General features: G+C 66.2%; 10 protein-coding genes, 2 pseudogenes and 1 riboswitch. Of the genes and pseudogenes, 2 read left to right on the top strand and 10 right to left on the bottom strand.

Annotation, left to right across the window (positions count from 1 at the left end; all coding sequences use genetic code 11):
* Positions 1–232 precede the first annotated feature (232 nt).
* Positions 233–2164, bottom strand: coding sequence for a phosphomethylpyrimidine synthase ThiC (gene thiC, locus DWV00_RS20125; RefSeq protein ID WP_115535372.1), 1932 nt, complete (start codon positions 2162–2164; stop codon positions 233–235).
* Positions 2165–2237: 73 nt separating this feature from the next.
* Positions 2238–2351, bottom strand: a riboswitch (TPP riboswitch).
* A gap of 229 nt (positions 2352–2580) precedes the next feature.
* Between thiC and DWV00_RS20120 the strand changes: the two genes are divergently transcribed.
* Positions 2581–3519, top strand: a complete 939-nt coding sequence (locus DWV00_RS20120) for an EamA family transporter (protein ID WP_115535371.1) — start codon at positions 2581–2583, stop codon at positions 3517–3519.
* Between the two features lie 103 nt (positions 3520–3622).
* On the opposite strand, the gene DWV00_RS20115 is transcribed toward DWV00_RS20120, so the two are convergent.
* The 9 genes and pseudogenes from DWV00_RS20115 to DWV00_RS20080 form a co-directional block, all read right to left on the bottom strand.
* Entirely contained in the window at positions 3623–5647 is a 2025-nt protein-coding gene (locus DWV00_RS20115; protein ID WP_115535370.1) for an NADPH-dependent 2,4-dienoyl-CoA reductase, read from the bottom strand.
* 188 nt (positions 5648–5835) lie between these two features.
* Positions 5836–7050 (bottom strand): MFS transporter, encoded by a 1215-nt coding sequence (locus DWV00_RS20110; RefSeq protein ID WP_115535369.1) that lies wholly within the window; start codon positions 7048–7050, stop codon positions 5836–5838.
* A 130-nt stretch (positions 7051–7180) separates the two neighbouring features.
* Entirely contained in the window at positions 7181–8008 is an 828-nt protein-coding gene (locus DWV00_RS20105; protein WP_115535368.1) for a phosphodiesterase, read from the bottom strand.
* Between the two features lie 52 nt (positions 8009–8060).
* A pseudogene (locus tag DWV00_RS35100) lies at positions 8061–8285 on the bottom strand (TOBE domain-containing protein); the annotation flags it as partial.
* A gap of 71 nt (positions 8286–8356) precedes the next feature.
* Positions 8357–9104: pseudogene (locus DWV00_RS34640) on the bottom strand (ABC transporter ATP-binding protein); the annotation flags it as partial.
* Positions 9105–9135: 31 nt separating this feature from the next.
* A complete protein-coding gene (locus DWV00_RS20095) occupies positions 9136–9981 on the bottom strand; it encodes an ABC transporter permease (protein WP_245964962.1) in 846 nt (281 codons plus the stop codon).
* A gap of 56 nt (positions 9982–10037) precedes the next feature.
* The gene (locus DWV00_RS20090; RefSeq protein WP_115535365.1) at positions 10038–10862 is read right to left on the bottom strand and encodes an ABC transporter permease; all 825 of its coding nucleotides are present in this window, start codon (positions 10860–10862) and stop codon (positions 10038–10040) included.
* A 92-nt stretch (positions 10863–10954) separates the two neighbouring features.
* Positions 10955–11998, bottom strand: a complete 1044-nt coding sequence (locus tag DWV00_RS20085; RefSeq protein WP_115535364.1) for an ABC transporter substrate-binding protein — start codon at positions 11996–11998, stop codon at positions 10955–10957.
* A gap of 103 nt (positions 11999–12101) precedes the next feature.
* Positions 12102–13145 carry a substrate-binding domain-containing protein gene (locus DWV00_RS20080; protein ID WP_115535363.1) on the bottom strand — a complete coding sequence of 348 codons (1044 nt, stop codon included), beginning with the start codon at positions 13143–13145 and terminating at the stop codon, positions 12102–12104.
* Between the two features lie 240 nt (positions 13146–13385).
* Between DWV00_RS20080 and DWV00_RS20075 the strand changes: the two genes are divergently transcribed.
* Entirely contained in the window at positions 13386–14216 is an 831-nt protein-coding gene (locus tag DWV00_RS20075; RefSeq protein ID WP_115535362.1) for an undecaprenyl-diphosphate phosphatase, read from the top strand.
* Positions 14217–14295 lie beyond the last annotated feature (79 nt).

Genomic DNA, 14295 nt, shown 5'->3' with positions numbered 1-14295 from the left:
GAGAGACGAATGGCAGGATTTGACGGCTCGATCGTCGATGGCGCGAGGCGGGCGAACGCCGGCAACCGGCCACTGCCACCATCGCCGCCCCCAATGAAAAAGGGGCGCGGTTCGAAAACCGGCGCCCCTCATGCGAATCGCAAACCTCGAACTTTCACCGACGAACCGTGAACGATGAGCGGCACGCGCGCTGCATGCCGCCGCGCCGCTTCCCCGTCACATCGCCGCGGCCTTACTGCTTCTGATAGATCTGCGAGCCGCTCTTGACGAATTCGACGGCCTTTTCCTCCATGCCCTTCTTCAGCGCGGCTTCATCAGTGACGCCTTGCGCCGCCGCGAAGTCGCGCACGTCCTGCGTGATCTTCATCGAGCAGAAGTGGGGACCGCACATCGAGCAGAAGTGAGCGACCTTGGCCGAATCCTTGGGCAGCGTTTCGTCGTGGAATTCGCGCGCCTTGTCCGGATCGAGGCCGAGGTTGAACTGATCCTCCCAGCGGAACTCGAAGCGCGCCTTCGACAGCGCGTTGTCGCGCACCTGCGCGCCCGGATGCCCCTTGGCCAGATCGGCCGCGTGCGCCGCGAGCTTGTAGGTGATGATGCCTTCCTTGACGTCGTCCTTGTTCGGCAGCCCGAGGTGCTCCTTCGGCGTGACGTAGCAGAGCATCGCCGTGCCGAACCAGCCGATCATCGCCGCGCCGATGCCCGACGTGATGTGGTCGTAGCCCGGAGCGATGTCGGTCGTGAGCGGCCCGAGCGTGTAGAACGGCGCTTCGTCGCACCATTCCAATTGCAGGTCCATGTTCTCTTTGATGAGCTGCATCGGCACGTGGCCGGGGCCCTCGATCATCACCTGCACGTCGTGCTTCCACGCGATTTGCGTCAGTTCGCCGAGCGTCTTGAGTTCGCCGAGCTGTGCTTCGTCGTTGGCGTCGTAGATCGAGCCCGGACGCAGGCCGTCGCCGAGCGAGAAGCTCACGTCGTAGGCCTTCATGATTTCGCAGATTTCCTCGAAATGCTCGTAGAGGAAGCTTTCCTTATGGTGCGCGAGGCACCATTTGGCCATGATCGAGCCGCCGCGCGAGACGATGCCCGTCATCCGGTTCGCCGTGAGCGGCACGTAGCGCAGCAGCACGCCGGCGTGGATCGTGAAGTAGTCGACGCCTTGCTCGGCTTGCTCGATGAGCGTGTCGCGGAAGATTTCCCACGTGAGGTCTTCGGCCTTGCCGTTCACCTTTTCGAGCGCTTGGTAGATCGGCACCGTGCCGATCGGCACCGGGCTGTTGCGGATGATCCACTCGCGCGTTTCATGGATGTGCTTGCCGGTCGACAGATCCATGACCGTGTCGCCGCCCCAGCGGATCGCCCACGTCATTTTGTCGACTTCCTCGCCGATCGACGACGTCACGGCCGAGTTGCCGATGTTCGCGTTGATCTTCACGAGGAAGTTGCGGCCGATGATCATCGGCTCGCTTTCGGGGTGGTTGATGTTCGCGGGGATGATCGCGCGTCCGCGCGCCACTTCTTCACGAACGAATTCCGCCGTGATTTCTTGTGGCGCATTCGCGCCGAAGGCGGCTGCGCCGAACGCTTGGCCCGCGTGCTGTCGGCCCATCATCTGGGCGAGCTTGGCGCCGTTCGGACCGCTCGCGCGCAGGCTTTCGAGGTATTCGGCGCGGCGCTGGTTCTCGCGAATCGCGATGAACTCCATTTCAGGGGTGATGATCCCCTTGCGCGCGTAGTGCATTTGCGTGACGTTCGCACCCGCTTTCGCGCTGCGCGGCGTGCGGTGCAGGCCCGGGAAGCGGAGCGAGGCCGTGGCCGGATCGGCCGCGCGCTCGCGGCCGTACTGGCTCGTGAGGCCCGACAGAGGCTCGGTGTCGCCGCGCTCTTCGATCCAGCGCTGGCGCAGCGCGGGCAGGCCCGCGCGGATGTCGATCTTCGCTTGAGGATCGGTGTACGGGCCCGACGTGTCGTAGACGTAGATCGGCGGGTTCTGCTCGCCGCCGAAGCCCGTCGGCGTATCGGCCTGCGTGATCTCGCGCATCGGCACGCGGATATCGGGGCGCGAGCCCGTCACGTACACCTTCTGCGAATTGGGCAGCGGGGCCACGGCGGCAGCGTCGACGTGTGCTTCGGATGAAATGAACTTCGGGTTGGCACTCATGCGAATCTCCTGACTTAGGGCGCTAATGCAGGAGACGACAGGAAGGTCGGGCGGATGAGAGAAGTGCGTCGAGCGATGAAGCTCGCACGCTTCCCTGCGCTGGCATTATCCAGATCAGGTTCAAAGGGTATTTCTCACCCGCGCGTACCGAGTGCTACGGCACGACGCAGGACCCCCGCGTTAGCACCGCAGAAGATACACCGGGCGGCCCGCCTTTGGCAACCTGCAACGAACGAGGCCTTGCGTGTCGCGCCCGCCGGCCTCCGAGACCGCTCGCCGCGGCGAAATGCCTGTCCGCGCGGCGCCGGCGCGCGGCTTGCTCGCAGCGCTCGTGCCGCCGACCGTTGCATAATGACGACGTATCCCCGAAATAATCCAGCCGCGCTTGCGCGCACCCCCGAAGCCTGTCGACCGAAATGCCGCCTCGCCTCCCCCGTTTTGCCCGCGCCGTGCCGTTCGACATCCTCATGCGCATTCGTCCGCCGCGCAGCCATGGCGGGCGCGTCGCGCTTGCCTTGACCGTCGTCTATCTCGCCTGGGGCTCGTCCTATCTGGCCGTGCACGTCGCGCTCGAATCGTTCCCGCCGCTGCTGCTCTCGGGCCTGCGCAACGTGATCGCCGGTATCGGCCTATTTTTTCTCGCGACACGCCGCACGTTCGTCTGGCCCACGGCCGCCGAAATACGCAACGCCGGCATCGTCGGCACGATGCTCATCTGTTTCTCCAGCGGAATGCTCGCGTTCGGCATGCGCAGCGTCGGCACGGGTACGGCGGCCGTGATGGTCGCGACCGTGCCGTTGTTCGCGACGATCATTTCGGCTATCGCCGGGCGGCCCATCGCCAAAGGAGAGTGGGTGGCCGTCGGGCTCGGCCTGCTCGGCATCTTCATCCTCAATCACGGCGATACGTCGAACTCGTCGACGAGCGGCACCATCGTCATCCTCGGCGCCGCGCTTTTTTGGGCGGTCGGCGCGCATCTCGCGAGCCAACTGGCGCTGCCCGCCGATCTGTTCTTGTCGACCGCGCTGCAGATCGGCCTGGGCGGCGCGATTTCGACGCTGATCGCCTTGGCCGGCGGCGAGCGCGTCGGCTCGCTCGGCTTCGGCTCGGTGTTCGCGTTCGTGTATCTGATGTTCGTCGCGACGATGGCCGCGTACGTCGCCTATGGCTTCTTGATCCGGCACACGAGCCCGATCGTCGCGAGCAGCTGCATGTACGTCAATCCGATCGTGGCGGTGGCGCTCGGCGCCGTGACGCTCGGCGAGCGCGTGACCGGTGCGACGTACGTCTCGACCGGCGTCATCCTCGCGAGCGTGGCGCTGTCGTTCTGGTTCGACCGCAGGCGGGCGGCCTAGGCGTAGGCGGTTGCTGGCGCGTTCATTCGGGTTTGTGTCACGGGGCATTGCAGCTTCGCTGCTTTGCGACTGTGCGGCTTTGAGGCCTCGCAGCTTTGTCGCCTCACAGCTTTGCGGCCAACTCGGCCCCTTCGCGAATGGCCCGTTCCGCGTCGAGTTCGCTGGCGAGCGCGGCGCCGCCGATCAAATGGAAACGCGGACCGCCGGGTTGCGGCGAGGCGGGCATGAGTTCGCGCAGCGATTCCTGCCCGGCGCAGACGACGATCGTCTCGACCTCGAGCCACTCGTCGACGCCTTCGCGCTCGATCTTCAACCCACGCGGACCGATCTCGAGATACGCGACGCCGTCGAGCATTTTCACGCCCTGGCGTGCGAGCGCCGCGCGATGGACCCACCCCGACGTCTTCCCGAGCCCCGCGCCCAATTTGCCTTTCTTGCGCTGCAGGAGCCAGATTTGGCGCTCGGGGGCGCGCTCGTGCCGGGTTTGCGCGAGGCCGCCGGGTTCGGTCACGTCGAGATCGACGCTCCACTCGCCGAGCCATTCGTCGCGCGGCTGCGGCAACGGAGCGCCGGCCCGGTGCAGCAGGAATTCGCTGACGTCGAACCCGATCCCGCCCGCGCCGACGACGGCGACGGTGCGGCCGACCGGCGCGCCGCGCAGCACGTCGACGTACGAGAGGACGTTGGCGCCGTCGATGCCGGGAATCGCCGGACGGCGCGGCACGATGCCCGTCGCGACGACGATCTCGTCATAGCCCGAGCGTGCAAGCAGGGCCGCGTCCACGCGCGTGCCGAGCCGTACGTCCACGCCGTGCTTGCGCAATTGCGCGCCGAAGTAGCGCAGCGTTTCGGCGAATTCCTCTTTGCCGGGGATACGCTTGGCGAGGTTGAATTGGCCGCCGATTGTCTCCCCCGCATCGAACAGCGTCACGCGGTGGCCGCGCGAGGCGGCCACGCAGGCGGCCGACAACCCGGCCGGTCCGGCTCCGACGACGGCGAGCGAGCGTGCCCGAGCCGCGGGGCGATAGACGAGCTCCGTCTCGCGCGCCGCGCGCGGATTGACGAGACAGCTTGCGCGCTCGTTGCGAAACGTATGATCGAGGCAAGCCTGATTGCAGGCGATACAGGTGTTGATTTCGTCGGCACGATCTTCGGCGGCCTTGACGACGAACTGCGGATCGGCGAGCAGGGGCCGCGCCATCGAAACGAGATCGGCGCTGCCCTCGGCGATCAGCGAATCGGCGAGTTCGGGCGTATTGATCCGGTTCGAGGCGATGACGGGTACCGAGACAGCCGCGCGCAGCCGGGCCGTGAGCGGTGCGAACGCGGCGCGCGGAACCGACGTCACGATCGTCGGCACACGCGCTTCATGCCAGCCGATGCCCGTGTTGATGAGCGTCACGCCGGCGGCCTCGAGCGCGCGCGCAACCTGCACGGTCTCGTCCCAAGTATTGCCGCCTTCGACGAGATCGATCAGCGAAAGCCGGTAGATGACGATGAAGCGCTCGCCGCAGGCTTGGCGCACGCGCCGCACGACGTCGAGCGCGAGGCGCATCCGGTTCTCGATGCCGCCGCCGTAGCGATCGGTGCGGCGGTTCGTGCGGCTGCACAGGAACTGATTGAGCAGGTAGCCCTCGCTGCCCATGATCTCCACGCCGTCGTATCCGGCCCGCTGCGCGAGCCGGGCCGTGCGCGCGTAAGCACGGACGGTGCGTTCGATCCCGGCTCCGGTCAGCGCGCGCGGCTTGAACTTCGAGATCGGCGAGCGCAGCGCGGAAGCGGAGACGACGAACGGGTGATAGCCGTAGCGGCCGGCATGCAGGATCTGCAATGCGATCTTGCCGCCTTCGTCGTGCACGGCGCGCGTCAGCTTGCGGTGATTGCGCAGATCGAAGACGGTGTTCAGCGTTCCCCCGAACGGCAGCAGCCAGCCCTCCCGGTTGGGCGAGATGCCGCCCGTGACGATGAGGCCCACGCCGCCTTTCGCCCGCTCGCGGTAGTACTCGGCGAGCGCGGGGTAGTGCCAGAACCGATCCTCCAAGCCCGTATGCATCGAACCCATCACGACACGATTCCTGAGCTTCGTGAAGCCGAGGTCCAATTCGGACAGCAAATGAGGGTAGGGCATGGGGCGATTTCGGAAGAGTGCACGCGTGCGAACGATAGCGCGGCGCGCCGTGCCTGGGGCTGGAATGGAGGCGTGGCTCTAATCGCCTCCGGCGCTCGGCTCCCGCTGTTCGTGACGGGTCGCTCGAGCCACAAGCCTCGCCAGCCGCACTCGATCGCGACGATGCGCTGCGATGTGGCTCCGGCTGCTCAGAGCGAAATACTCGCCCGTGCCTCGGGCGCGCTCAAGTGCCGCGCCGCCGCCGCGCCGGCGAACAGCACGCCCGCCGCGCAGACGCCGAGCCACCCGAATGTCCGCCAAGCATAGGCGCCGACCGCCGATCCCGTCGCGCCGCCGATGAAATAGCAGACCATGAAGACCGTGTTGACGCGGCTGCGCGCCTCGGGCTTGAGCGCGTAGATGCGCGACTGATTCGAGATTTGCGCGGCCTGCACGCCGATGTCGAGCACGATCACGCCGAGCACCAGGCCGACGAGGCTCTTCGCCGACAGCGCGAAGATGACGAAGGCGAGCGCCACGAGCGCGATCGACAGCGTGATGACGGCGTGCGGGCCGCGCTTGTCGGAAAAGCGGCCCGCAATGGGCGCCGCGAGTGCGCCGGCCGCGCCGACGATGCCGAACAGTCCCGCGGCTTGCGGCCCCAAATGAAACGGCGCGCCGGCAAGCAGCAGCGTGAGCACCGACCAGAACGCGCTGAATGCCGCGAACAAGGCGGCACCGGTGATCGAGGCGTCGCGCAGCCCGCGCAAGTCGAGAGCGAGATGCCACATCGACCCGAGCAGCTTGCCGTACGGCAGCGTCGAGGTCGGGCGGCTGTTCGGCAAGCGGGCGATCACGACGAGCGCGAGCACCGCGAGCGCGCCGACCGACGCGCCGAACACGGTGCGCCAGCCGAAGTACTGCGCGATGAAGCCGGCCGCGGTGCGCGCGAGCAAGATGCCGAGCAGCAATCCGCTCATGACGGTGCCGACCGCATGGCCGCGCTCGGCCGGCGGCGCGAGTTCGGCAGCGAACGGCACGGCTTGCTGCGCGATCGTCGAGAGCACGCCGATCGCCAGGCTCACCGCGGCGAGGACGACGAGCGAGGGCGCCGCGGCGGCGGCCGTGAGAGCCAGCGCGAGGCCCAGCGTTTGCAGCAGGATGATCCGTTTGCGATCGAAGCGATCGCCGAGCGGCGCGAGAAAGAACATGCCGGCCGCGTAGCCGAGCTGGGTGGCGGCGGGCACCGCGCCGATCCACGATGCGCCCTGCGGGAACGTCTCGCGGAAGCGATCGAGCAGCGGCTGGTTGTAGTAGATATTGGCGACGGATACGCCCGCGACCGTCGCCAGAAGCAGCAACAGCGCGCGCGAGTAGGGGTTCGCGTGATCGGGATGACTGGCGTCGTGCTTCGATGGGGACACGGCTCGTTTGTCGCTTCGCTTCGTTTCGTTTCGTTTCGTTCAGGAGACATCGAGAATCGAGAAGACCGAGAGAAAAACGAACATCGACGCATGACGACGTCGGCGTTCGATTGCTTCGTCTCGGCCGCGATCAATCGATCAGCGTGCCGTCCGGTTCGTAGAACGGGAAGGGCCCCTCGCCTTCGTCGACATAGGCGTGATGCGTGACGATGCCCGTCTCGGGCGCATATTGGTGCAGCGCGAACGCGGCAGGTTCGAGCCGGAACGCGGACGGCCCGTTCTCGCGCAGATCGAGCGCCACTTGGTGGGCCGGCGAGGGAACGGCGGACGCGATCGTACCGGCGAAGCGCGTATGAATCGGCCGATGCACGTGGCCGCAGATCACGCGCTCGACGTTCGGATAGCGGCGCACGATAGCGGCCAGGCGGTCGGCCGATGCCGGATCGAGCCGTTGCCGGTCCATGTGCCCGATGCCCGAAACGAACGGCGGGTGATGCAGCGCGAGCACGACGGGCTTGCCTTGCGCATCCGCTAGTTGCGTCTCCAGCCATGTAAGGCGTGCGTCGCACAGGTGCCCGCCGCTTTGCCGCGGTATTTGCGAATCGAGCGCGATGAGCCGCAGCGGCCCGATATCCACGGCGTATTGAACGAATTCGCCGCCTGTGCGCAAGTACGGGTGATCGTGGAACACTTCCCGCAACGCGGCGCGATCGTCGTGATTGCCGACGAGCAGGTACACCGGCATCGCGAGCGGCTCGAGCAGCTTCTTGAGCGCTTGGTACTCTACGACATTGCCCAAATCGCCGAGGTCGCCGGTCACCACCACGGCATCGAGTTTGGGCTGGCACGCATTGAGCCGCGCGACGCAGCGTTCTAGGGCGGCGGCCGTATCGACGCGCCGGTAGGCAAGCGCCCCAGGGCGCTTGATGTGCAGATCGCTGATTTGCGCCAGTAGCATGAGCAGGTCCAGTGAATTCGTTTATGTGATCGATATACGCGATCGATCAAGATCAAGGCAGTGCGATCAGTCCTTCGGGGGCAATCTCGATCCCGACCTGCGCCCCGGACGCCCACTCGCTGCGTCCAGCGACGTCGATCACGAGCGGATCGGGCGCGGCGCCCGTCACGGTGACGCGCGTGCGTTCGCCGAGAAACGAGACCGTTTCGACGATCCCGCGCAGGGGCGCGCCTTCCGGCGCCACGAGCCGCCCGTCCTCGGGACGGAAAAAGAACTCGGCTTGACCGCCGCGGGCGCCGACGGCGCCGTTTGCACCATTTGCGCCGGCTGCCGTGGGCGCACGGCCTTCCCATTGTCCCCCGAGTCGATTGATCGTGCCGACGAACTGAGCAACGGCACGATTCGCCGGGCGATAGTAGATGTCGCGCGGCGTGCCGATCTGCTCGATTCGCCCCGCGCTCATGACGACGATGCGGTCGCCGAGTTCCATCGCTTCGGCCTGATCGTGCGTGACGTAGACCGTCGTGATGCCGAGCCCGCGCAGCAGCGTGTTCATCTCGTGCCGCAGCGCATCGCGCAGGCGCGCATCGAGGGCCGTCAGCGGCTCGTCGAGCAGCAGGACGCGCGGCTCGCGGGCCAGCGCGCGGGCCAATGCCACGCGTTGCCGCTGGCCGCCCGACAACTGCGTGACCGGCTTGTCGGCATGGGCCTCGAGCCGCATCATCGCGAGCAATTCGTCGACGCGTTTGCGCGCGAGCGCCGGCTCGGCCTTCGCGATCTTGAGCCCATAGCCGACGTTGCCGCGCACGGTCAGGTTCGGGAACAGCGCGTAGTTTTGAAACACCATGCCGACGTGCCGCCGCTCGATCGGCAGCCGCGTTACGTCGTCGTCGCCGAAGCGGACGGTGCCGCCGGCATCGGGCGATTCGAGCCCGGCGACGATGCGCAGTGTCGTCGTCTTGCCGCAGCCCGACGGCCCGAGCAGAACGAGCGTCTCGCCCGCGCCGATCGACAGATCGAGCGGCTCGAGCACGCGCGTGCCGTGGAATGTCTTCGCGCACTGCGTGAGTGCGATGGGAACCGGGGTGAATTTCATCGTGGCGAGTAAAGGCGTAGGGGCGCGAAAATTATTCGTTCTTGTCGGCGGCGCCGTGCGCGGCGTCGGCGCGGCGCATGAGTTCGACTTGCCCGCCGCCCAGGCGCTGCATCGCGACGAGCAGCGGCATCGTCATCGCGAAAAACAGAATCGTGTAGGCGCTGCCGACTTCGATGCGCAGCGACGCGTAGGTATCGGCGAGCCCCACGGGCAGCGTCTTCGTTTCGGGCGTATGCAGCATCCACGTCAGATTGAATTCGCCGACGGACAGCGTGACGACGGCGAGCGCGCCCGCGACGATGCCGGGTTTCAGATTCGGCAGCACGACGGTGAAAAAGCGTTGCGCGAACGTTGCGCCGAGGCTGGCCGCGCCTTCCTCGAGCGTGCGCAGATCGGCGCTTGCGGCGACGGCCGCGACGGCCCTCACCATGAACGGCAGCGTGAAGACGACGTGGCCGACGACGATGAACCACACGCTCATGCGAAACGCCGTGATGCCGCCGTAGACGACGATGAGCGCGAGCGCCGACGCGAGGCCCGGCAGGGCGATCGGCAGCACGATCAGCTCTTCGACGATGCGGGCCCAGCGCGTCTTGCTGCGTGCGAGCGCGTAGGCGGCGGGCACGCCCGTGAGGAGCGTCACGGCGAGCGTGGCCGCGGCGACTTCGAGCGAAAGGAACACGGATCCGTGGTATTGCGTCCAGACTTGCACGAGCCAGCGCAGCGTCAGGCCGCTCGAAATGCCACGAAAATAATTGACCGTGAGTCCCGCCATGATCGACATGACGACGGGCACGACGAGAAATGCGCATAGGCCGAACGTCACGAGCCACTGCCCGAGCGCGAGCAGTTTGCGTGGCGCGAGGTGCTCGGCCATCCAGGAGGCGCGGCGATCGAAGCCGGCGGTATCGGCGAGCTGATTCATCCTGGGCCTCACGCGGTGGCGGCGACGGCCGAGCCCGTGGCGCTGCGCGCGAGCGCGAGCACGAGCCAGGTGACGATGCCGAGAATCACGGAGAGCCCGGCCGCGGTGATCATGTTCGCGTTCAATGTGAACTCGGTATAGATCGTCATGGGCAGAACGTCGATGTCGGTGGCGAGCGTAAACGCGGTGCCGAACGCGCCCATCGCCGTGGCGAAGCAGATGGCGCCGGCCGCGACGAGCCCCGGCGCGAGGCCCGGCAAGACGACGTCGCGCATGATCTGCCAAGGCGAGGCACCGAGCGAGCGGGCGGCTTCTTCGAGCGACGGGTCGAGCTTCGTGGCCGATGCCATGACGGTGACGATCACGCGCGGGATCGAAAAATACAGATAGCCGATAAAGAGCCCCGTCATCGAATAGGCGAACACCAGCCGATCGCCCGTGAGCTTTTGCGTGAGTGTGCCGATGAGGCCCTGCCGGCCGGCGAGCATGATGACCATGAAGCCGACCACCACGCCGGGGAAGGCGAGCGGAAACGTGAGCAGTGCGACGAGCGAGCGCTTGCCGGGAAATTCGCGGCGGGCGAGCAGCAGCCCCGAGATGACCGACAGCACGAGCGTGGCCAGCGTGACGGTGGCCGAGAGCACGACCGTCGCAACGAGACTGTCCATGTAGCGCCCGTTCGTGAGCAGCGCGCGATAGGTGGCGATGGCGTCGCCGTTGCCGCTCACTTGCACGAGCACGGCCATCGGCAGCAGCCAGAACGCGATGAAGACGGCAAGAGCGGGCGCGATCAGAGCGATGCGCCAGCGTAGCGGAAACGTGATGTCGTGCATGGTGATGACCGCTCGTCGAGAGGCCGTGTCGGGTGGGGCGGGTGGCGCGCGAGCCGAGCGCGCCACCGGATCATGCCGATCGTGCCGGTTGCTTAGTGCATGACCTTCAGATATTGCTCGCCGAATGCTTGCTGCTTATCCGCCATCTTGGCGAAATCGACGGGTTTGGCGCGCGCGTAGTCGCTCGCGGGCAGGAACTTGGCGGCGGCTTCCTTCGTCATCGCGTTGGCGCGCACGGGGCGCAGGTACGCGTTGGCCCAGATCTTCTGGCCTTCGTCGGACAGCACGAAATCGAGCACCTTCTTGCCGTTCGCTTCATGCGGCGCGCCCTTGACGAGGCTCATCACGTACGGCACCGAGATCGTGCCTTCGGCGGGGATCACGAACTCGACGTTCGCGTGATCCTTGTACTTGGCGCGATAGGCGTCGAAGTCGTAGTCGAGCAGGATCGGAATTTCGCCCGAGAGCACGCGTGCGTAGGCCGTCTGTTTCGGCACGATCGGCTGGTTGGCCTTGAGCTTGGCGAACCAGTCGAGGGCCGGCTTGAAGTTGTCGAACGAGCCGCCGAGCGCCTGGTTTACAGCGACGGCGCCCGCGTAGCCGACGAACGCGCTCGACGGATCGAGGTAGCCGACCATTCCTTTGTACTCGGGCTTGAGCAGATCGGCCCAGGAGCGCGGCACGGGTTTGCCTTCGAGGGCGTCCTTGTTGACGAAGAAGCCGAGCGTGCCGGAGTGGATCGCGAACCAGTAGCCTTGCGGATCCTTGAGGCCGGCGGGGATGTCGTCCCAGTGCGCGGGCTTGTACGGTTGGATCACGCCCTTGTCCTTCGCTTGGAAGGCAGAGGACACGCCCAGGTAGACGACGTCGGCGACGGGGCTCTTTTGTTCCGCGATCAACTGAGCGATCGCCTGGCCCGAGTTCTTGTTGTCGGACGGCACGTGAATGCCCGTCTTGTCCTGAATGGCCTTCAGTTCGCTGGCCCAGTCGGCCCATTCGGGCGGGCAGTTGTAGCAGATGGCCGTTTGCTGGGCATGCGCGGCCGGGGCGAAGGCGCCGGCGAATGCCGCCAGCGCGGCGGCTGCGCCGGCGAAGCGCACGAGGCGTGCGCGAAGGCTGGATGTGCGACGTATCACTTTAGAGGTCTCCTTGCGGGACAAGAAAGAGAAGAATTTGGACGTCGTGGGAATGCGGCGCCGGCCTTGACGGCCGGCGCGGGAACGGCGAGTGCTCCGCCGCTTACGCGGCGGGATGCGCGGGCAGGGCAGCGCCCGCCGTGCTCGACAGCACGGCGATCGTTCCACCCTTGCGCAGCAAGTGGGGCAGCGTGAGGGACAGCGATTCGCCGTCGTCGGCGCCTTCGATGCGCGCCATCAGACGCCGCCACGCGGCGCAGCCGATTTCGCGATTCGGCGTGCCGATGCTGGCGAGCGGCGGCGAGAGCAGTTCGCCCATCGCGAGCCCGTCGAAGCCGAGGATCGACATGTCTTCGGGCACGTCGAAGCGGGCACGGCGCAGGCCGCGCATGACGACCATCGCGAGCAGATCGTTGCTGCAAAAGAGCGCGGTGGGGCGGTCGGGTCCCGAGGTGAGATGGGCGAGCACGGAGGGGGCGAGTTCGTCGGCGTTGAAATCGACCTCTAGCGCCGGCGCGGGCGTGAGCCCCGCTTGACGCATCGCTTCCGAGTAGCCGCGATAGCGCAGGCGCGCGCGATCGGACTCGGCGAGCGTGCCGGCCAGCATCATCACGCGCTCGTGACCGTGCTCGATCATCATGCGCACGCCGTCATACGCCGCGCGGCGGTTGTCGACCGACACCGACGGGCGCCGCACCGTGTCGTTGTGCATGAGCACGTAGAGCTTGCCGTCGCGGTCGAGTTCGTCGAGCAGCGGGTGGGTATCGGCATCGGCGACCGTCAGAATCAGCCCCTCGACGCGCTGGGCGAGCAGCGTCTCGATCGCATGGCGCTCGCGCGCGGCATCGTATTGCGTCGTCATCAGCATGAGCCGATAACCCTGTGCCGCCGCGAGTTCGTCGATGCCTTGCAGGCATTCGGCGAATACGGGGTTGGCCAGTGTGGGCAGCACGACGCCGATGAGGCGCGTGCGTTCGCCGCGCAATTGCCGCCCGAGCGGGCTCGGGCTGAATTGGAGCGCCTCGATTGCCTCGCGAATTTTTGCGAGCGTGACGCGGTTCACCGTGTGAGGCGCGTTGATGGCGCGCGAGACCGTCGCGATGGAAAAGCCGGCGTATGCGGCTACATCCTTGATCGTATGTTTCATTGCTGTGTGTACAGTCCGGTAGTGCTGGGCCTGAAAACGTTTACGCCGCAACGATTATCCGGGTCGATTATGACTGACCCATGACGTTTTTGCTCGATATTTGGGCTGAAAAAAATGTTTTCTTAGCTTGGCTCAATCGTTTGTGCTAGGCATAATCGGTCGCGATCGGGAGGCTGCCGGCTGGCGGCTATCCGGAAAATTTCTCATCATCCCCCCTTCGAACAAAGAAAGGATCGACGCGTGAGCCTTTGGTTTTTGATTTTTCTGAGCGTCCTGCAGGGCGTAACCGAACTTTTCCCCGTCAGCAGCTTGGGTCATACCCTGCTGGCGCCGGCGCTGCTCGGCATCCATATAGACAAGCATGCGCCGCAGTTGATTCCGTTCCTCGTTGCACTGCACCTTGGCACGGCGCTTGCTCTTTTGTGGTATTTCCGCAAACGCTGGATCGCGCTGATCGCCGGATGGTTCGGTTCGCTGGCCGGGCGGCGCAGCGAAGAAGGCCACATGATGTGGGCGCTGATCATCGGCACGATTCCCGCGGGCCTCGTCGGTCTCGTGCTCGAAAAGCGGCTCGAGCGTCTTTTTCACGATTTGCGGATCGTTGCGCTCGCGCTCGTGGTGAACGGCGTGCTGCTCTGGCTCGGCGATCGCCTGCAGCGCTCGCGCGTGCACCGGCCGCCTGAGAATCTGACGTTCAAGCAAGCGTTTTTGGTCGGCCTCGCGCAGATCGGGGCGTTGATTCCGGGTTTTTCGCGTAGCGGTTTGACGATGATCGCGGGCAACGCGGCCGGACTGACGGCTGAAAGCGCGGCCGAGTTCGCCTTCCTGCTCGGCACGCCGATCATTTTCGCGGCGGGGCTGCTCGAGATTCCGAAGCTCTTTCACACGCAGGGGCAATTGGGCACCGCGCTGGTTGGCGGCGTGCTGACGGCGATCGCGGCGTATTTGAGCGTGCGCTTCCTGATGCGCTATTTCGAGGGGCGCGGCCGTCTGGCCTCGTTCGGCGTGTATTGCGTGGTGGTGGGCCTCGCGTGTTTCGCGTGGTTCGTGACGCACGGCCAGCCGGTCTGATGTTAATCGTCCGGCGTTTCGCCCCGGGGGATCGGGTATAATCCCGCCCCCGGCTCGGTGTGGCCGGCACGTCGTACAA

It is taken from the genome of Trinickia dinghuensis (assembly GCF_003367175.1).
GTDB classification, from domain to species: domain Bacteria; phylum Pseudomonadota; class Gammaproteobacteria; order Burkholderiales; family Burkholderiaceae; genus Trinickia; species Trinickia dinghuensis.
This window is presented reverse-complemented; position numbering and strand designations above follow the sequence as displayed.

Coding starts and splice junctions, on each gene's coding strand:
- thiC (WP_115535372.1), bottom strand. CDS start 2,164: ATGAGTGCCAACCCGAAGTTCATTTCATCCGAAGCACACGTCGACGCT.
- DWV00_RS20120 (WP_115535371.1), top strand. CDS start 2,581: ATGCCGCCTCGCCTCCCCCGTTTTGCCCGCGCCGTGCCGTTCGACATC.
- DWV00_RS20115 (WP_115535370.1), bottom strand. CDS start 5,647: ATGCCCTACCCTCATTTGCTGTCCGAATTGGACCTCGGCTTCACGAAG.
- DWV00_RS20105 (WP_115535368.1), bottom strand. CDS start 8,008: ATGCTACTGGCGCAAATCAGCGATCTGCACATCAAGCGCCCTGGGGCG.
- DWV00_RS20095 (WP_245964962.1), bottom strand. CDS start 9,981: ATGGCCGAGCACCTCGCGCCACGCAAACTGCTCGCGCTCGGGCAGTGG.
- DWV00_RS20090 (WP_115535365.1), bottom strand. CDS start 10,862: ATGCACGACATCACGTTTCCGCTACGCTGGCGCATCGCTCTGATCGCG.
- DWV00_RS20080 (WP_115535363.1), bottom strand. CDS start 13,145: ATGAAACATACGATCAAGGATGTAGCCGCATACGCCGGCTTTTCCATC.